Source organism: Citrobacter sp. T1.2D-1 (assembly GCF_950098555.1).
GTDB lineage: Bacteria > Pseudomonadota > Gammaproteobacteria > Enterobacterales > Enterobacteriaceae > Citrobacter_A > Citrobacter_A telavivensis.
Genome location: NZ_CATNHH010000023.1, coordinates 234,194 through 251,822 on the forward strand (window position 1 = coordinate 234,194; position 17,629 = coordinate 251,822).

Annotated in this window: 21 protein-coding genes; all 21 read right to left on the reverse strand. The window is 58.1% G+C overall.

Going from position 1 to position 17,629, the window contains the following annotated elements; all coding sequences use genetic code 11:
- Nucleotides 1-30: 30 nt before the first annotated feature.
- On the reverse strand, nt 31-963 hold the full coding sequence (ldtA, locus tag QQZ17_RS17295) for a L,D-transpeptidase (protein ID WP_152403847.1): 933 nt from the start codon (nt 961-963) through the stop codon (nt 31-33).
- A 129-nt stretch (nt 964-1,092) separates the two neighbouring features.
- Entirely contained in the window at nt 1,093-2,160 is a 1,068-nt protein-coding gene (gene cobT, locus QQZ17_RS17300; RefSeq protein WP_152403845.1) for a nicotinate-nucleotide--dimethylbenzimidazole phosphoribosyltransferase, read from the reverse strand.
- Nucleotides 2,161-2,185: 25 nt separating this feature from the next.
- Entirely contained in the window at nt 2,186-2,929 is a 744-nt protein-coding gene (gene cobS / locus QQZ17_RS17305) for an adenosylcobinamide-GDP ribazoletransferase (protein WP_152403843.1), read from the reverse strand.
- On the reverse strand, nt 2,926-3,471 hold the full coding sequence (gene cobU / locus QQZ17_RS17310; RefSeq protein ID WP_152403840.1) for a bifunctional adenosylcobinamide kinase/adenosylcobinamide-phosphate guanylyltransferase: 546 nt from the start codon (nt 3,469-3,471) through the stop codon (nt 2,926-2,928). The genes cobS and cobU overlap by 4 nt, the downstream gene beginning before the upstream one ends.
- Complete coding sequence (locus QQZ17_RS17315; protein ID WP_152403837.1) at nt 3,468-4,988, reverse strand: cobyric acid synthase; 1,521 nt, start codon at nt 4,986-4,988, stop codon at nt 3,468-3,470. Before QQZ17_RS17315 ends, cobU begins: the two co-directional genes overlap by 4 nt.
- The gene (locus QQZ17_RS17320) at nt 4,985-5,800 is read right to left on the reverse strand and encodes an energy-coupling factor ABC transporter ATP-binding protein (RefSeq protein WP_152403835.1); all 816 of its coding nucleotides are present in this window, start codon (nt 5,798-5,800) and stop codon (nt 4,985-4,987) included. Before QQZ17_RS17320 ends, QQZ17_RS17315 begins: the two co-directional genes overlap by 4 nt.
- A gap of 8 nt (nt 5,801-5,808) precedes the next feature.
- The gene (locus QQZ17_RS17325; protein WP_152406296.1) at nt 5,809-6,486 is read right to left on the reverse strand and encodes an energy-coupling factor ABC transporter transmembrane protein; all 678 of its coding nucleotides are present in this window, start codon (nt 6,484-6,486) and stop codon (nt 5,809-5,811) included.
- A complete protein-coding gene (locus tag QQZ17_RS17330; RefSeq protein WP_042318217.1) occupies nt 6,473-6,754 on the reverse strand; it encodes an energy-coupling factor ABC transporter substrate-binding protein in 282 nt (93 codons plus the stop codon). The genes QQZ17_RS17325 and QQZ17_RS17330 overlap by 14 nt, the downstream gene beginning before the upstream one ends.
- A 1-nt stretch (nt 6,755) precedes the next feature.
- Complete coding sequence (cbiM, locus tag QQZ17_RS17335; RefSeq protein WP_042318216.1) at nt 6,756-7,493, reverse strand: cobalt ECF transporter S component CbiM; 738 nt, start codon at nt 7,491-7,493, stop codon at nt 6,756-6,758.
- A complete protein-coding gene (locus tag QQZ17_RS17340; protein ID WP_152403833.1) occupies nt 7,490-8,203 on the reverse strand; it encodes a cobalt-factor II C(20)-methyltransferase in 714 nt (237 codons plus the stop codon). Before QQZ17_RS17340 ends, cbiM begins: the two co-directional genes overlap by 4 nt.
- Nucleotides 8,200-8,994 carry a sirohydrochlorin cobaltochelatase gene (gene cbiK / locus QQZ17_RS17345; RefSeq protein WP_152403831.1) on the reverse strand — a complete coding sequence of 265 codons (795 nt, stop codon included), beginning with the start codon at nt 8,992-8,994 and terminating at the stop codon, nt 8,200-8,202. Before cbiK ends, QQZ17_RS17340 begins: the two co-directional genes overlap by 4 nt.
- Nucleotides 8,995-9,005: 11 nt before the next feature.
- The gene (locus tag QQZ17_RS17350; RefSeq protein ID WP_152403828.1) at nt 9,006-9,791 is read right to left on the reverse strand and encodes a cobalt-precorrin-6A reductase; all 786 of its coding nucleotides are present in this window, start codon (nt 9,789-9,791) and stop codon (nt 9,006-9,008) included.
- Nucleotides 9,788-10,513 (reverse strand): precorrin-3B C(17)-methyltransferase, encoded by a 726-nt coding sequence (locus QQZ17_RS17355; RefSeq protein ID WP_152403827.1) that lies wholly within the window; start codon nt 10,511-10,513, stop codon nt 9,788-9,790. The genes QQZ17_RS17350 and QQZ17_RS17355 overlap by 4 nt, the downstream gene beginning before the upstream one ends.
- A complete protein-coding gene (gene cbiG / locus QQZ17_RS17360; RefSeq protein ID WP_152403825.1) occupies nt 10,513-11,568 on the reverse strand; it encodes a cobalt-precorrin 5A hydrolase in 1,056 nt (351 codons plus the stop codon). The genes QQZ17_RS17355 and cbiG overlap by 1 nt, the downstream gene beginning before the upstream one ends.
- On the reverse strand, nt 11,549-12,322 hold the full coding sequence (locus QQZ17_RS17365; RefSeq protein WP_152403823.1) for a cobalt-precorrin-4 methyltransferase: 774 nt from the start codon (nt 12,320-12,322) through the stop codon (nt 11,549-11,551). The genes cbiG and QQZ17_RS17365 overlap by 20 nt, the downstream gene beginning before the upstream one ends.
- Complete coding sequence (locus QQZ17_RS17370) at nt 12,315-12,884, reverse strand: decarboxylating cobalt-precorrin-6B (C(15))-methyltransferase (RefSeq protein ID WP_152403821.1); 570 nt, start codon at nt 12,882-12,884, stop codon at nt 12,315-12,317. Before QQZ17_RS17370 ends, QQZ17_RS17365 begins: the two co-directional genes overlap by 8 nt.
- Nucleotides 12,874-13,479: a cobalt-precorrin-7 (C(5))-methyltransferase gene (locus QQZ17_RS17375; RefSeq protein ID WP_152403819.1), complete on the reverse strand. Its 606-nt coding sequence runs from the start codon at nt 13,477-13,479 to the stop codon at nt 12,874-12,876. Before QQZ17_RS17375 ends, QQZ17_RS17370 begins: the two co-directional genes overlap by 11 nt.
- Nucleotides 13,473-14,612, reverse strand: a complete 1,140-nt coding sequence (cbiD, locus tag QQZ17_RS17380; RefSeq protein ID WP_152403817.1) for a cobalt-precorrin-5B (C(1))-methyltransferase CbiD — start codon at nt 14,610-14,612, stop codon at nt 13,473-13,475. The genes QQZ17_RS17375 and cbiD overlap by 7 nt, the downstream gene beginning before the upstream one ends.
- Nucleotides 14,609-15,241 (reverse strand): cobalt-precorrin-8 methylmutase, encoded by a 633-nt coding sequence (locus QQZ17_RS17385; RefSeq protein WP_152406295.1) that lies wholly within the window; start codon nt 15,239-15,241, stop codon nt 14,609-14,611. Before QQZ17_RS17385 ends, cbiD begins: the two co-directional genes overlap by 4 nt.
- A 12-nt stretch (nt 15,242-15,253) precedes the next feature.
- On the reverse strand, nt 15,254-16,213 hold the full coding sequence (gene cbiB, locus QQZ17_RS17390; protein WP_152403815.1) for an adenosylcobinamide-phosphate synthase CbiB: 960 nt from the start codon (nt 16,211-16,213) through the stop codon (nt 15,254-15,256).
- Nucleotides 16,210-17,589 carry a cobyrinate a,c-diamide synthase gene (locus tag QQZ17_RS17395; RefSeq protein WP_152403813.1) on the reverse strand — a complete coding sequence of 460 codons (1,380 nt, stop codon included), beginning with the start codon at nt 17,587-17,589 and terminating at the stop codon, nt 16,210-16,212. Before QQZ17_RS17395 ends, cbiB begins: the two co-directional genes overlap by 4 nt.
- Nucleotides 17,590-17,629 lie beyond the last annotated feature (40 nt).

The window sequence follows — 17,629 nt, forward strand, 5'->3', positions numbered from 1 at the left end:
TTTGCTTTTCTGACAGCAGCCTCAGCGCCATCAAATTCCGGTTTGCCCATGGCTAATGTTGACGGGCATCCCCGAGCGGCGTTCGAGCGCTTCGCTGACGCGGTGAACATCCACACCCTCACCGCTCATAAAGCTACGCATCACAGGCGTGATCGGCAGTGGGACTTTTTTGTCAGATTCATATTCTGAGCGGTTACGGGACAGTGGTTCGTGCACTTCCACCCAGCGACTGCCATCCGGTTCTGCGGTGGTTTTCACCGGCTGATCGATGATCTGCACGCGGGTTCCCACAGGTACATTCTGGAACAGATGCTCGATATCATCGTTGCGTAAACGAATGCAGCCCTGGCTCACGCGCAGACCAATGCCGAAATTAGCATTGGTGCCATGAATAGCGTACAGCTTGCCGATATAGATAGCGTACAGCCCCATGGGGTTATCCGGCCCGGCAGGAACGAAGGCGGGCAGGCTTTCTCCCCTTCTCGCGTATTCACGACGGGTATTCGCCGTTGGCGTCCAACTCGGTGCCTCCTGCTTACGCTCAACTTTCGTCACCCAGTTACGCGGCGTTTCTCGCCCTGCCTGACCAATACCGATAGGGAAAACCTCAACGGTATTACTGCCGTTCGGATAGTAGTAGAGACGCATCTCCGCCACGTTCACGACAATGCCCTGACGAACGGTAGCCGGCAGAATGATTTGCTGCGGCACAACCAGCGTTGAACCCGACTTCGGCAGGAACACATCCACATCCGGATTGGCTTCCAGCATATTGCTCAGCCCTTGTCCGTACTGCGCGGCAAAAGCTTCAAGCGGTTGAGTATTCTTGTCAGGGACAGTAATCGTCAGCGGATTTCCGACCAGACGACTTCCTTCAGGTGGTAGTGGATAGCTGACAGCCAGCGCGCTCTGGCTTGCAAACAGCATAAATAATGAACAGAACAATTTTACACGAGGCAACATTTCCCTTTCCTCAGTCGCGGCAGATGTAGGGAAATTATAGCTTTTTTAACGTGCGTAAACCTATACCCTCTGCCGTCTTCTGAAACTGGCCGGCGAACAGCACAGTGCGCAGGCCAGAAAACAGACGTATCAGACGGTTTCTTTACCATCCGGCAGAACGATATTGCTGGCAGCCAGTTGCCCCATGTTGCTGTACATCGCGCAAGCGGCCTCCACGATCGGCATAGCCAGTGCGGCACCGCTGCCCTCGCCCAGACGCATTCCCATATTGAGATAGGGATCGAGCTCCAGATGCTCCAGCGCAATCCGCGCCCCTTTTTCGGCGGAGAAGTGCGAAGGAATCAGATACGGCTTGATCTCAGGCGCAATCTGGCAGGCTGCCAACGCAGCGGAATAGGACAAGAAGCCATCCAGCAACACCGGTAAGCCGCAGGAAGCGGCCCCCAGAATGACCCCCGCCATGCCCACCAGATCAAAACCACCGACTTTCGCCAGCACGTCCAGCCCATCATGCGGATTGGGTTGGTTGACGGCAATCGCGCGACGAACCACCTCTACTTTATTTCCCACGCGGGAAAGCGGCAGATTGGCGCCAATCCCTACCACTGCTTCAGCCTCGCTGCCTGTCAGCACGCTGACAATCGCCGCGGCAGGCGTGGTATTCGCCATCCCCAATTCACCCACGCCAAACAGCGTCACGCCGCGCTGTGCCTGTTCGCGCGTGTAGCGAATAACTTCCAGCAGCAGCTCTTCCGCCTGCGTACGGCTCATTGCCGGACCGGTGGCAATATTCCCGCACCCTCGCGCCACGCGCATGTTCACCACGCCGGGGATGAGTTCCGCATCAATCCCCACGTCGATCACATGAACCTTTGCACCGGCATGGGCCGCAAGCACGCAGACGCCCGTCGTGCCGCGCGTCATATTGGCCGCCTGAATAGCGGTCACCACTTTAGGTGAAACGGCAACCCCTTCATCCCAGACTCCGTGATCGGCACACATCACCAGTATCGCTTTCTCGCCGACACGCGGTACCCCGTTCAAACCCGGCATACCCGCCAGTTGTACCGCCAGCGCCTCCAGTCGTCCAAGACTACCCGGCGGCTTAAGCAGGCCGTCAATATGCTGCTGCGCTCGCGTCATGGCGTCACGGTTCATCGGCGGAATTTCGCGGAGTAAAGAGGTTAACGTTTGCATAAGGGTTCTCATTGTGTTGGCTGACTCACAGCAGAGCCAGCAGGAATATCAACTCACCAAGTTCTATTGCCGCACCCAGCGTATCGCCGGTTTGTCCACCCAACGTACGTTTTAACAGTTGTCCCAGCAAGAAGATCGCCACCATCGTCACGACCAGAGCCGCTATGCCCTGCATTCCGGGCAGGAGGACCGCCGCCAGAATCGCCGCAAGGCCAAGAGTAAAGCAGGTTTGCGTTCCGGTGACATGGCCGATAAACACATTGCCTAGTCCCTCTTCACGGGCGTAGCGATGGCGGTACATCAACAGCACGGCCGTCCCGCGCCCTACCGCACAGGCGGCCGCCAGCGCCGCCAGCACAGGAGTACCGCGTAGCGCCAGTTCGCTGACCACCAGAACTTTCGCCAGCAGAACAAAAATGAGCGCCAGGCCGCCATGCGTTCCCAGGCGGCTGTCGCGCATAATCTCCAGCATGCGTTCCCGACTACGGGCAGAGAAAACACCGTCACAGGTATCGGCCAGACCATCGAGGTGAAAGCCTCCCGTCATCAGCGCCAGCGCTAACACGGTGAAAAGCGCTGCCAGCGGTGCGCCGCACCAGGGCTGAAAGAGCATAAACACCAGCCCACTCAAGGCACCAAGCAGCAGGCCAATGAGTGGGAAAGTCACAATACCGCGTGAATACTGATCGAACTCCAGTCCTTGTGACCAGCGGCCAGGAACAGGCAAACGCGTAATAAAAGAGAGCATTGCCCAGAACAACTTACTCATTTAATTTTGACTCCAATACCGGATACCACCAGCCAGACCTCATCCGCCGCAGCCGCCAGACGCTGATTCACGCGCCCGGCGATATCCCGAAAGTGACGTGCCAGACGGTTTTCCGGCACAATCCCCATCCCGACTTCGTTGGTTACCAAGACCACCTTCGCCGGACATCGCTGGCAGGCCGCGATCAGCGTCTGGATCTCCGCCTCAATCGCCGTTTCCAGGGCCGCGTAGTCCCAGCTATCCGGATCGCTGTCACCGCCAAAGGCAAACAGCAGGTTAGTGACCATCGTCGTGATACATTCCAGCAGAATGGCCTCATCCGGCGCGTTATCCGCAGCGATCAGCGCATCAAGATGTTGCCAGCGCTCGGCGGTACGCCAGTGCGCTGGGCGACCCTCGCGATGATGCTGAATACGCGCTGCCATCTCGTCATCAAAAATCTGCGATGTCGCGATGTACAGCACCTGCGGGGAATCCGCGATTAGCGCTTCGGCATGACGACTCTTACCGCTGCGCGCGCCGCCAGTGACCAGAATCATCATACGGACTCCCGGTGTTGCTGCATGATGGTATAAATTTTCTCAATATCGATGTGTTGCCGCATCGCATCCGCCAGCAGATCGAACTGCTGCGATTTATATTGCGCGTATTGGAAGGCGGGATCCAGGGGAGCCAGGCCTTTACGCTCGCGCAGGCCGTTAATCAGCGCCCGCGTAAAGCCATCACTGTCGAACAGACCGTGCAGATAGGTGCCAAACACCCGTCCATCTGCCGTGACGGCACCATCCGCGACGTTTTCGCCGTGCTTCTGGAGTTGCATCACCGACCGACAGCCACCGTTCAGCGTCGTTTCACCCATATGAATTTCATAGCCGCGTACCGGCAACCCGGACGCCGCAGACAGCCAGTCAGGCAGAGCCGACGACATCGTCGCCGTTACCTGAGTGGTAGTTTTCCGCTGGGCAAAGTGGGTGACAGTATCAAGCAACCCCAGTCCCGGCAGCGTTCCCAGTCCCGATTCAACCTCATCAATGATGGTCTCACCGAGCATCTGATAGCCACCGCAGATCCCAACGATGGGGATGTTTTGCTGGTGCGCCTGCAACACCGCGTGAGCCATACCGCTTTCACGTAGCCATACCAGATCGCCGAGCGTATTTTTGCTGCCCGGCAGGAGAACCAGATCAACATCCGCCAACTCTTGCGGATGGCGTACATAGCGCACGCGCACATCAGGTTGCGCTGCCAGCGCGTTAAAATCGGTGAAATTGGAGATATGCGGGATTTGCACCACCGCAATGTTGATATCGCGTTTTTCCGTACGCAGGTATTTCCCTTTTTGCAGCGCCACGCCGTCTTCATCCTCGAGATCGACATCCAGCCACGGCATCACCCCCAGCACGGGAACGCCGGTCAGGCTTTCAATCTGTTCGATGCCGGGATTAAGCAGCGCCACATCACCGCGAAATTTATTGATGATCACCCCTTTCACCCGCGCACGCTCGTGTTCATGCAGCAGCGCCAGCGTACCGTAAATAGAGGCGAACACCCCGCCGCGATCGATATCGGCGACCAGAATCACCGGGCACTGCGCCATCTCGGCCATCCCCATGTTAACGATGTCGCGGTCGCGCAGGTTGATCTCCGCCGGACTGCCCGCGCCTTCCAGCACCAGTACATCAAACTCCTGCGCCAGACTGGTATAAACGGAGAGGATTTGCTCGCGCAGACGCGGTTTGTATTCGTGATAGCTGACCGCGTCCATATCGGTCGCCACCTGCCCCATTAGTACCACCTGCGCCTTGCGATCGCTGGTCGGTTTCAACAGCACTGGATTCATACGGACATCCGGCACAATACCCGCCGCTTCGGCCTGGAATATCTGCGCGCGGCCCATCTCTTTCCCCTCCGGCGTAATGCCGGAGTTAAGCGCCATATTCTGCGACTTGAACGGTGCGGTCCGCCGACCATCCTGATAAAATATGCGGCACAAACCCGCCACCAGAACGCTCTTGCCGACGTCAGACGCCGTTCCCTGCAACATAATGGCCTGCGTCATGACGCCTCCTTGATTGCGCGTTGTCGCATACAACTGAAAAATTCATCTTCGGTTTTGCACAGCGGCATGCCTAACTGCGCGTGCAGTTTCACCAGCCAGGGTTGCGTTAACCCGGCCTCTTCAATCAGCGCCGTGCGAGCAAAGACTTCGCCCGGTTCACCGTGCGCGAGCACTTCGCCATGACGTAAGACGTAGACGGCGTTGCTGACTTCATAAATCAGATCAATATCATGGCTGGAGATCACCACGTGGTTTCCCTGCGCCACAATCCGTTTGATGATGTCAATCATCTGGCTGCGCCCCGAAGGATCAAGACCCGCCGTGGGTTCATCGAGTAACAGATATTTCGCCCGTAACACCAGCGCGCCGGCGATGGCCACTCGTTTCTTCTGACCGTGACTTAAGCACTGAATCGGCTGCTGGCGAAAATGCTGAGCATCTACCAGCGTTAACGCCTCGTCGACTCGTCGGGCAATTTCCGCTTCCTCCACGCCAAGATTGCGCAGGCTGAAAGCGATATCGCTGTCGATATCGGTGTAGAAAATTTGCTGATCGGGATCCTGAAACACTGTCGCCACCTGCTGACGCAGCGCCAGTAAACCACGCTTACTGTAGTCCAGCGGTTTTCCCTGCCACAGTACCGCGCCCTGCTGCGGTCGCAGTAAGCCGCTCAGATTCATAAATAGGGTGGATTTCCCGCAACCGTTAGCCCCCACCAGTCCGGTGACGGCGTGCTGCGAAAAATCCAGCGTCAACCCTTTAAGTACCTGCGCATCCTGATAACGAAACCAGAGTTCGGTGGTGGCAAGCATGTTTTTCCTTACAGGTGAAAATCACCCTGATACAATTTGATATCTAACGTCGCCGCCATTTGCTGATAGCGAATCAGCACCCGGGTGAACAGAACGCCCACCAGCATCGCCAGCGAGCGATAGCCAATCGGCAGACTACGATAGCCAAAACGCAGCGTCTGCGCGCGATGAATTGCCATCGCTTCATCTAACAGAATAAAAATAAAGCGCCAGGTTAGCAGGATCTGTTCCGTCAGCAGGCGCGGCACCCGCGCCCGTTTGAGCAGGACGATCAACTGCGGAAACGGCAGATTAAGCACCAGCCAGAACGTGGCGGCCAGCGCAGCCAGACTTCGCCAGAACGTCTCGTTAGCGGTGTGAAGTCCTGACGCCGTCACGCCCAGCCAGTAACTGCCCACGGGGAAACTTACCAGCAGCGTTTGCGGGTCGCGGCTGACGCTGAACAGGATCGTCACCACGCCGACCAGCAAAAAACCAAACGGCAACGCCATCCAGCGACACCAGCGACGCAGGGAGATCCGCAGCAGCCAACAGGTCAGCCCGGCTATCAGCGCCAGTTCGATCCCCTGCCCCCACGCGGGCAAGGTAAAAGCCAGAATCATCAACAGCAGCCAGAACAGAAACTTACGTTCAGGAGCGATGTGAAACCAGCGGCTCTGATAACTCAGCCGATCAAGCCCGGTCATCACGGCGTTGTCTGCCTTTGGTGTAACCCAGAATATAGAAAATTACCGCCGCGCCAATCGACCCCTGTAAGGTAAACAGCAGGCTTTCAATTTCCCCACTCGCCGGTTCGTACAGCGGTTGGAACCACGGCTCATAATGCGGGGCGACCACCTGAATCTGGCTTTCCGCCTCGCCGTCTGAACCACCAAACTCTCCGCCATGGTCAATAAAAAACGGCAGAATGACCAGGGCAATCACCATGGCTAACAATATCAGCGTCTTTTTCATCTTAATGTCCTTGCGCGGTAATCAGTTGCCGTTTCGTCAACTGGTCGTAGATCATCACGGTCAGCAATCCTTCGGCGATAGCAATCGGGATCTGCGTCAGGCAGAAAATCCCCATAAACTTGACGACAGACCCTGTCGCACCCGCTTCGGGATCCGGGAAGGCCACGCCCAACTGCACCGACGTGACAAAGTAGGTCACCAGATCCGCCAGCATCGCGCAGAGGAAGACACCAACATCCCGGCGAATCCCGGCGCGGCAGGCCATTTTCCACACCATGTAGCCGACAACCGGACCAATCACCGCCATCGACATGCCGTTTGCGCCCAGGGTGGTTAAGCCGCCGTGCGCCAGCAGCAGCGCCTGGAACAGCAGGACGATAGCGCCGAGAACCGCCACCACGCCCGGCCCAAACAGGATAACCGCCAGCCCAACGCCCGTCGGATGCGAGCAGCTACCGGTGACCGACGGGATCTTCAGTGCAGACAGCACAAAGATAAACGCCCCACATAGCGCCAGCAGCACCTTCTGATGACTGTCGTCCATCACGATATGACGCAGACGCACCAGTCCATACCACAGGCACGGTAAAAACAGCAGCCACCAGGCCAGCGCCCACATCGGCGGTAAAAACCCTTCCATAATGTGCATGGCGAACGCCTGCTCCGGCACAATCATCAGCAATAGCGCCGCAGCCAGCCCACTGAATGACAGCTGTTTCAGCTGTTGTTCGAGTTTCATTCTGCATACTCCCACTGTTTGTTGACCAGGATGGTCGAGAAATAAGGCAACGGCTGATCGTCGCTGACCTCGTTGAGATGCCGCCAGCACTGCTCTCCCGGGAGCGTGGCCTCGGACATCATCAGTGCACAGTCCAGTAATCCAGCCTGTTCCAGCAACGCTTTAATCCGCGCGAATCGACCATACACTTTCATTAAAACCAGACTGTCGTGTTGACGGAGCGCCTGGGCGATTTCCGCTTCCGGCGCGGTACAAGAGATCACCGCCAGCGACTGTTGTTCCATCGCCAGCGGCGTTTTGGATCGTGCGGCAATGGCGGCAAACGACGTCACGCCAGGGACAATTTCCAGCCAGTCAGGACAACCAATACGCTGTAGCAAAAAGACCCAGGTACTGAACAACATGGCGTCGCCCAGGGTGATAAATCCCACCTGTTTACCCGCCTTCACGTCTTTAACCAGCGCGGCGGCCACTTCATCCCAGACCGCCTCTTTTTCCGCGCTGTCTGCGCTCATGGGAAAATGGCAACAGCGCACTTCGGTGTTTTTGCCGATGTATTCCCGCACGATGGAAAGCGCGAGGCTGTCGCCGCCCTTACGTCCCGCTGGTGCATAGAGAATGTCCAGCGCCCCCAGAATGCGTGAAGCGCGAACGGTGATCAGATCGGCCGCTCCCGGACCGGTGCTCAGGGCGTACAGTTTGCCGCTCATGCCGCTTCCTCCATCGCCACGCTCAGCGCCTGTTGCAAATGCGCAACGAACATCGCTCGTACCGCCGGGTTTTCGCCAAGACCGCTCAGCCACGGCGTTGCCGTGATCCCTGCCGCAGTAAACAAAGTTTTCCACGAATCATCTTCGTCAGAGGCCATATCGTTGATGGCATGATCCCCCGCCACCAGCATCAGCGGCATCAGATGGACGGCTTTGACGCCCTCTTTGCTCAGGCTCTCGATCAGAATGTCGACTTCCGGATAGCTCTCCACCGCGCCGACGCGCGCCGGGAAACCCTGCGCCATCATCATGTGATCGAGGCAGGCATAGGCGGCAAACGCGTGGTGACTGGCACCGTGGCCCATGAACACCACTTTTTCATTGTCGGCAGGCACAGGCATCTGCTGTCGCAGGGCCAGCATTAACTGCGCGTAATCGTCATGGCTACTCAGCAGCGGCACGCCCAGCGTCAGGCGGACAAACAGCGGACGCAGACTCTGCACTTCACGGACAATTTTTTCGTATTCGTCGCCGTTAATAATGTGCAGTGACTGAATCGCCACATCCTGATATCCCTGCTCAGCAAGCTTTTGCAGCGCCTGCAGCGGGGTGTCTATCTCAATACCATCACGCTGTTTAAGCTTGCGAATAATCATTCCTGAGGTAAAGGCACGGAACAAATCGCGATCGGGACAGCTGGCGGCCAGATCGCGCTCGCAGGCCACAATGTTCTTCTCGCAGGTGTCGTGATAGCTGGTGCCAAAGCTTATCACCAGAAGCGCTTTTTTCATTTTCTGACTCCTTAAGCAGCGGCCAGCCAGCGCGCCAAACGCTGCGCAAATGCGGCCTGACTTTCCAGTAACTCATCTCCCGTCACCAGCGGCGCCGGGCGGGTAATCACGATGCAGGGAATGCCTGCATCCAGACAGGGTTGAACCTTTTCCTGATAACCACCTTCTGCACCAGAAGCCTTGGTTATCACGACGTCAGCCTGACACTGACGATAAAACGCGGCGTTGAACTCGGCGCTAAACGGTCCGCACAGCGCGAACGTCTCACCAACGCCAAAGCCAAGATCGGCGCATTGTTGAATCACTTCGGGTACGGGCAACACGCGAGCGAGCAGCGTTTTTTCTGGTAAACCCGCACGCCACGTTGCCAGATCTTTACTCCCGGTGGTCAGCAGTACTCGCTCGCCGAAACGTCGCGCAACGTCACACGCCTCATCAATGCTCTGTACGGCAAAGAGCAGCGGATGCGTCAGATTGCTGAGCTGCTCCGGGCGCTGATAGCGACTGAGCAGCACTCCTGCCCGTTCGCAGGCGCGCAGAATGTTGCGGCTCACCACTTCGGCATACGGGTGCGAAGCGTCGATCACCCAACGCGTGCCGTTTTCCTTCAGCCAGTTCACCATCTGATCCTGCTCCAGCCGACCGCAGCGCACCTGGCCCTTGATGTCGCCGGCCAGTTGTTTCCCGGTCGGCGTCGCCACCGACAGGGTGTACGCCACGTTGGCGGCGTCCAGTTGCTGGCACAGCGCGCGGGCATCGCTGGTGCCGCCCATGACCAGAACCTCGCCAAAACTCACAACACATAACCTCGTGGCGTGATCATCAGACCCTCCTGCACATAGGTCGCTTTGTTGCCGACGATCACCAGACTGGTCATGTCCACCGGTTCAAAATCCATTTCACCCAGCGTGGTCAGCCATTTCTCTTGCTTTTTACGCCCGGCAGATTTCACCACCCCTACCGGCGTTTGCCCGCTCTTGCTGGCGGAAAGCAGTTCAAATGCGCGAGCCAGATGTCCTTCACGGCCCCGGCTGCGCGGGTTGTAGAAGCAAATCACGAAGTCTGCTTCCCCGGCGGCAATAATGCGTTTTTCGATAACCGGCCACGGCGTCAGTAGATCGCTCAGGCTGATGTGGCAAAAATCGTGCATCAACGGCGCACCGAGCAGCGACGCGGCAGCGATGCTGGCAGTCATCCCTGGGATCAGGCGCACTTCAACATCCAGTTTCTGTTTGCTGACCAACTCCAGCACCAGTCCCGCCATGCCGTAAATACCGGCGTCACCGCTGCTGATCAGCGCCACGTTATGTCCGGCCTGCGCCAGTTCAATCGCCGCATGGCAGCGCTCGATCTCTTTACACATACCGGTTTTGATCACCTGCTTGTCACCGGTAAACGCTTTGACGAGGTGGGTGTAGGTTTTGTAACCCACAATGATTTCTGCCGCCTGCAGTGCTTCAACGGCTTCCATGGTCATCATGGCCTGTGAGCCGGGGCCGATTCCGATTACGGTTAACATCAGTGTGAAACTCCCAAAGTGATAGTGACGCCCTGCTCGCGCAGGGTTTCGCCGGTCAATTGCCCATGACTCAGCAGCCACGCTGCCGGACCCGAGACGCTTCCGACGCCAACCGTCTGGCGAACAAACGGCGAGGTCGGAAAGTGATGTTCATGCTCACGCAGCGCGTCAGCGGTAAAGGTTTCAAAAGGCACGCGCCAGCAGGAGGCAAGCTGAATCAGCCCCTCTTCATCTTTCTTGAGCGACACGCTGCCGATAGCTTTCAACGCCAGCGGGTCAAAGCGCTGCGCTTCAAGCTGACGAGCCAGCAGTGCCGCCAGTAGCGGGAACGGGGTATCGCGGCGACAACCAATTCCGGCGACGACTCGCTGTGGCACCAGTTTCCAGTGCTGAACCGGGATAGCCGGCAGTTCGTTACGTAACGTGACGCACACCAGCGCATCCAGTTCCGGTAGTTGCTGGAGATCGGTGACGGTAATGAACCCACGGCGATCGCAGTGGCGGACGTCTTCATCCAGTTCTTCATCCCACCACAGTCCCACTCGCTGGTTGCTCACCAGCATCTGATTCACCACTTTCACCGCCGTACGGAAGTCAGTCATGCGGGCATTGAGCTGAAACGCGAGGGTATCCAGCGCCGCCATTTCATTGACGTCAGTGGCGGTCGTAATCACCGGATCGGCCCCCAGCATGCCGGCGAGATAACGGGTCAGCGCGTTCGCGCCGCCCGCGTGACCGGAAAGCAGGCTGATCACATGCTGCCCGCGCTCGTCGATCACCACCACCGCCGGATCGCTGAACTTGTCATTCACCAGCGGGGCCAGCACACGCACCGCAATGCCGGTCGCCCCGATGAAAATCAGCGCGGAATAGTTCGAGAACGCGTCGCGCGCGGCGTGGGCGAACCCGCCGTCGAAAGGCAGAAAACCGTCCTCCAGCAGTTTTTCACTGGTAAAACAGGTCAGCGGCAGCATCGCTGCCAGCCGTTTTGCCAACTGAACGCCACCGGGCGTCAGGCAAAACAGCGCGATAGATTCAGGCTTTACGGTATTCATGGCTAAAGTCCGCGGCATAGAGTCTGGAGTAGTGATACTCATCTCCGAGGAAATTCCCGACCAGGATGAGCGCCGTTTTGCGGATCCCGGCATCGCGCACTTTATCCGCGATGTCCGCCAGCGTGCCGCGCACGGTCTGGCTTTCCGGCCAGGTCGCTTTATAGATAACCGCCACGGGCGTGGTCGCCGGATAACCGCCCTCGATCAACCGTTCCGCCACCCGATTGATGCGCTGGACGGAGAGATAGATAGCCATTGAGGTCTGGTGGCTGGCGAAGGATTCCAGTTGTTCGCGTTCCGGTACTGGCGTGCGGCCTTCGAGCCGCGTGATAATCAGGCTCTGCGAGACTTCCGGCACGGTGTATTCAACGCCCAACTCCGCCGCTGCGCCGAGGAAAGCGCTGACGCCCGGCACCACCTGCCAGTTGATGCCGCGTTTGGTCAGTTCTTCGCCCTGTTCGCGCACCGAGCCATACAGCGACACGTCGCCGGTTTGCAGGCGCACCACTGTTTTCCCGGCCTTCACGCCCTCTTCCATCAGGGAGAGGATTTGCTCCAGGTGCAGTTCCGCACTGTCGTGACACTCCGCGCCCTCCGGGCAATACTCCAGCAGTTCAGTGTTGATAAGCGATCCGGCATAAATCACCACCTGCGCCTGTTGCAGCAGCCGGTAACCCTTAAGGGTAATCAGTTCCCGGTCACCTGGACCTGCGCCGACAAACCACACACAACGGGGATCAAATGACTCAGACATGGTGTTCTTCCTTCTGACAGGCGATAACAAAAACGGGATTATTCGGTTTGAAATAGTGACCCGCGCCCAGCGTGGTCAGTGACGAAATTTGCATTTGCAGGCAGTCCACCTCCTGCATGCCAAGTTGTTGCAGATGAGCCAGCGCGGTGTTGAGGTTTTCCTGCAGGATAAAGGTCATCACCAGACGCCCGCCAACGTGCAACTGGCGCATGGACCAGTCGATCAGTTCCGTGAGATGCCCCCCGCTGCCGCCCATAAAGACGGCATCGGCTTTCTCGGTCATCATCATCGGCGCTTCGCCCGGCAGAATATCGATATTCGCGCAGGCGAAATGCTGACGGTTTTCGTCGAGCAAACGCAGCGCTGCCGGATTGCGCTCGATAGCCGTGATGTGCAGCGACGGAAACTGCAGCGCGGCTTCGATGGATACGCTGCCGGTCCCCGCCCCGATATCAATCAGGTGACTGGCCCGATGCAGCTCAAGTTTTGCGAGAGCAAGTGCACGTACCGCTTCTTTGGTCATCGGCACCTTCTCACCGCGCAGGAAAAGCTCATCTTTCATCAAGGATCACCACTGCATTCATCTCGTATTCGGCATGGACCTCGCTGACGCGCAGCCAGTGGATCCGTTCGTTTTCCATCGCCAGGTTTTCGCCAATCACCATCCAGCGATCGCCCTTTCCTCGTGCAACCAGTTGCGCGGCAATTTCACGCGGTCCGCACTGACCGTCGGTGACCATTGCCACTTTGTTATGTTCGGCCAGCGTATCGAAACAGACGCTGCGCCCATGGCTACTGGTGAGCCACATGTCATTCATGTCGATTCCCGACTGCGCGCACAGATACTGCACCGCGCTAATACCAGGAATGATACGTACCTGCTCAATGCCAAAATGCGCCACCATCCGCGTACCGATGCCGTAAAACAGCGGATCGCCGGAGGCCAGAACCACCACCTGCTTATCCTGATGCGTGTCAATCCACGTCAGCAGCTCGGGAATGTTGGCGCCCAGCGCAAACTGCTCGCCGCGAAAGTCCGGAAACTGCTGCAAATGGCGCTGACCGCCAACCAGCACATCAGCCTCGTCAACCGCCGCGCGCGCTGCTGGCGTCATCAGTAGCAGACCAGCGGGCCCCATCCCAACCACCGTCAGCATTGCATCTCCCGGGCGATAGCCTCGACGGGCCGGTTGCTGCCGAGTACCTGGTTATCAAACGAAAACATGACAGCGTCGCAGGTCGGCGGGGTTTTGGTAAAGCGCAGCATCTGCATCACGCGCAGGCAGATGCGTTCGGCAAGGTGGTTATAAATGTGCTGAAAACCGTACGCGTCAATGTGCTCCATTGCCGCTTCGGTGGTGTCGCAGTCGCTCACCAGCGTTAGCAACTCCAGCGGTGCCCCGAGCAGCGCCAGATGCGCCACCAGCGTTTCCATCCGCGCATCGGCAATGTGGCTGTGGGTATGAAAAATCCCGGCGGCAATTTTGATAAGCTTTCCAGGATGGCCAACGAGCACAACCTGGCGAAATCCCAGTCGTACCGCCTCTTCAATCATGTAGCCGACAAAGTTGCTCATAGTGACCACCACGTTGGTGTCGATGCCCATCTGTTCGCGGACAAAACGCTCACCGTGGTTACCCGGCACCAGAACCACTCGCTCCAGCCCGGCGGCGCGTTTAATTTCCAGTTCCAACGATAGCGACCGCTTCCAGCTCTCTTCGGACATTGGGGTCACGATGCCGGTGGTGCCAATGATGGAAATGCCGCCAAGAATACCGAGTCGCGAGTTGTAGGTTTTTTGCGCCCGTTCTTCGCCTTCCGGAGCAAAAATTTCGATCTCCGCCCCGCGCGCTGGGCCTATCGCCTCACGCACGGCGGATTCAATGGTGTGACGTGGGGTGCGATTAATTGCCGCACTGCCAACGGGTAAACCAATCCCCTTGCGGGTGACGGTGCCAACCCCTTCGCCGCCGAGCAGGACAATTTCGCCGCTATCGTTCAGCGTGACGCGGGCGAAAATCAACATGCCGTGGGTGGCGTCCACATCGTCGCCACCGTCTTTGCGGATGGCGGCAATGGCCTGCTGTCCTTCAATGTGCGGCGATTCTACGTTCAGACACAGCGTGACGCCGGACGGCGTAACAATCGACACCTGGTGGATCAAATGCTGGCGCAGGACCATCAGCGCGGCGACTTTTGCCGCCGCCGTGGCGCACGATCCGGTGGTGTAACCTTTGCGCAGCGCTTTGCCGTTATGCCAGACGGGCGCGTCGAAAGTCTGATCGCTCATCGCGCCCCCTGCATGTGATACAGCATGGCGTTGACGATCGCCGCCGCAACGTTGCTGCCGCCTTTACGTCCAAGGGCAGCAATGGCGGGCAGTTGACTGTGCGTCAACGCCTCTTTAGACTCCGCCGCGCCGACAAACCCCACCGGTACGCCCACCACGCCACTTACCGCCACATCATGCTCCAGCAGGCGAAACAGTGCGGTGGGTGCGTTGCCAAAGACAAACACCTTTTCACTCTCTTCCATCACGGCCACATCTACCGCCGCCATTGAACGGGTGATCCCCTGCGCTTTCGCTTGTGCTACCACGCGCGGATCGCTGATGTAGCAGCGGCACTCGCCCCCCGTCTTCGCCAGCAGGGTTTTGTTAATCCCCGAAAGTGCCATGGTGGTGTCGGTATAAATAACCGTCGGGCGACTCAGCGCCGCGCAAAGTTTTTCCAGCGCATCGCCCGAAAACCAGAGAATATCCAGCCAGTCAAAGTCAGCGGTGGTATGAATCACCCGCTTGATGATCGCTTCATGCAGCGGACTGGCAAACTGGTACTCCGGGCGCGTTTCATTAATGATCTCGCCAATGATGTCAAAACTTTTGGCTTCAATCGCCTGGGGTTGCTGGATGTATTGCATTGTCATTTATCCTCAGGCCACCCCAACCACCAACCAGCGCGTTACGAGGAACAGCGCCAAAGCCAGCGTTGAGGCGACCCACATCAGTCGAATCGTTTGGGAAATGTCATCTACGGAAATGGTGCGCTGCGCGTCGCCGATCCACGGTTTTTCAACACGCTCACCAAAGTAATCGTTCGGGCCGCCCAGGCGAATGCCCAGCGCACCGGCAACGGATGCCTCCGCCCACGCGCAGTTTGGACTGCTGTGGTTATAGCGGTCTCGCCACCCCACGCAGAGCGCCCGGGAGCCATTACGCCGACACAAAACCGCCGCCGCGCTCAGTAACAGCCAACTCAGCCGCGCAGGAATATAGTTCGCGACGTCGTCAAGCCGCGCGCTTACCATGCCAATCGCCCGGTATTTTTCGTGCTTATAGCCCACCATGGAATCCAGGGTGTTCACCGCTTTGTAGGCCATCGCCAGCGGCGCGCCGCCGAGTAACAGGAAGAACAGCGGCGCGATGATGCCGTCAACCGTATTCTCCGCAACGGTTTCCACCACTGCCCGGTTGATCTGTTCCGGTTGAAGTTGCGACGTGTCGCGACCGACAATCCACGAGAGTTTTTCACGGCTTTGCGCAAGGTTACCTTCACGTAGCGGGCGCTCAACCTCCTGCGCGGCCGTCGCCAGACAGCGCCCCGCCAGCACGGTGAAGATCATCCAGACTTCAACGACCCAACCGAGCCACGGATGAATCAGCGCCGCCAGCCGTAACACGCCCCAGGCGACCGCCCACGTCAGCCCCACAACCACCAGCCACATTACCCCGCCGCCGATACGTAACGCCCGATCGCTGTGGCAGAAGCGGCGAATAATCCGTTGCACGACATTGATCAGATTGCCTATCCAGCGCACCGGATGCGGCCAGTCTGGCGGGTCGCCAATCACGACATCCAGAAGCCAGGCCACGCACCATGCCAGTAGCGTCATAACGCCTCCCGTGCGGCGTTCAGCCAGTGATTAAGCATTAATGGACGCTGAGCAAAGTGAACGTGTAGATAGCTGGCAAAGGTATTGCCGATTCGCCAGCCGCCAGACCACGCTTGCACCGTCTGACCGTCACGGACTTTGCGACATGCCAGCACGGCGGGCGTTTCAGGGGAAAAGTCGGAGTAATGAAATTCATGACCGCGCAGCACGTCACCTTCCGCAGCCAGCAACGTGGGCTGTAGAGCCTGCGCTTCACAATAACCGAAGCGGGTCAGTCGTTTACCCATTTTGCTGCGACCGGGAATGATATCGGCCATGCGATGCTCGACCCCGTCAGCATCTTCCAGCAGGCTGCCGAGGTACATTAATCCGCCGCACTCGGCGTAGATCGCGACGCCGCGCTGGTGCGCCTCGCGCAGGCTTGCCAGCATGGTGCTGTTGGCCGCCAGCGTGGCCGCATGCAGTTCCGGATAGCCACCGCCCAGCCAGACCATCTGGCAATCGGGCAACGCGCGATCGTGGAGCGGACTGAAGCGCACAATGTTGACACCGGTACGCGCCAGCAACTTCACGTTGTCGGGGTAATAAAAGTTAAAGGCTTCATCATCGGCCATCGCCAGCGTCAGACCGTCCCCGGCGTTCGCCGCAGGAAGTTCAGGCCACTCCCCCTGTGGTAACGCCTCAAGATGGCTTAACGCCAGTAACTGGTCGATATTCAGCGTGTTTTCCAGTCGGGCAGCGAAATCCTGCCACAACGGTTGATTCACGACGGACTCGCGCGCGGTCACCAGCCCCAGATGCCGTTCGGGTAACGCAACGCCCTCAACGCGCGGAACGTAACCCAGCACCGGCACGGCGCAGTAGTGTTCGATGGCGGTTTTCAGCAACTGGAAATGGGACTCGCTATTGACGCGATTAACAATAACGCCGGCAATGTTCAGCGTCGGGTCAAAATGCTGGAAGCCCATCACCGTGGCGGCAATGGAGGTAGAAACGGCTTTCCCATCAACCAGCAGAATCACCGGGCAGCCCAACTGTTTTGCCATCGCAGCGGTGCTACAGTAGTTAGGGTCAGTGCCGTAGCCGTCGTACAGCCCCATCACCCCTTCGATCACCGCAATATCCATGTCCTGCATCTGTTCGCGGAACAGCGCATTAAGAATCGATTCGGGAAGCATGAAGCTGTCGAGATTACGGGAAGCGGTGCCGCTGATGGCCGTATGCCAGGCGGTATCCAGGTAGTCAGGGCCGACTTTGCAGGGTTGGACGCGTAAACCACGTTGTTTCAATGCGTTCAGCAAGCCCAGCGTCACCGTGGTTTTACCACAGCCGCTACCGGTGCCTGCCAGAACAAACGCGTACTGCTTTGCCGCCATGACCCTGATCCTGTTCAGGGTGGTAGGGATGTACTGACAC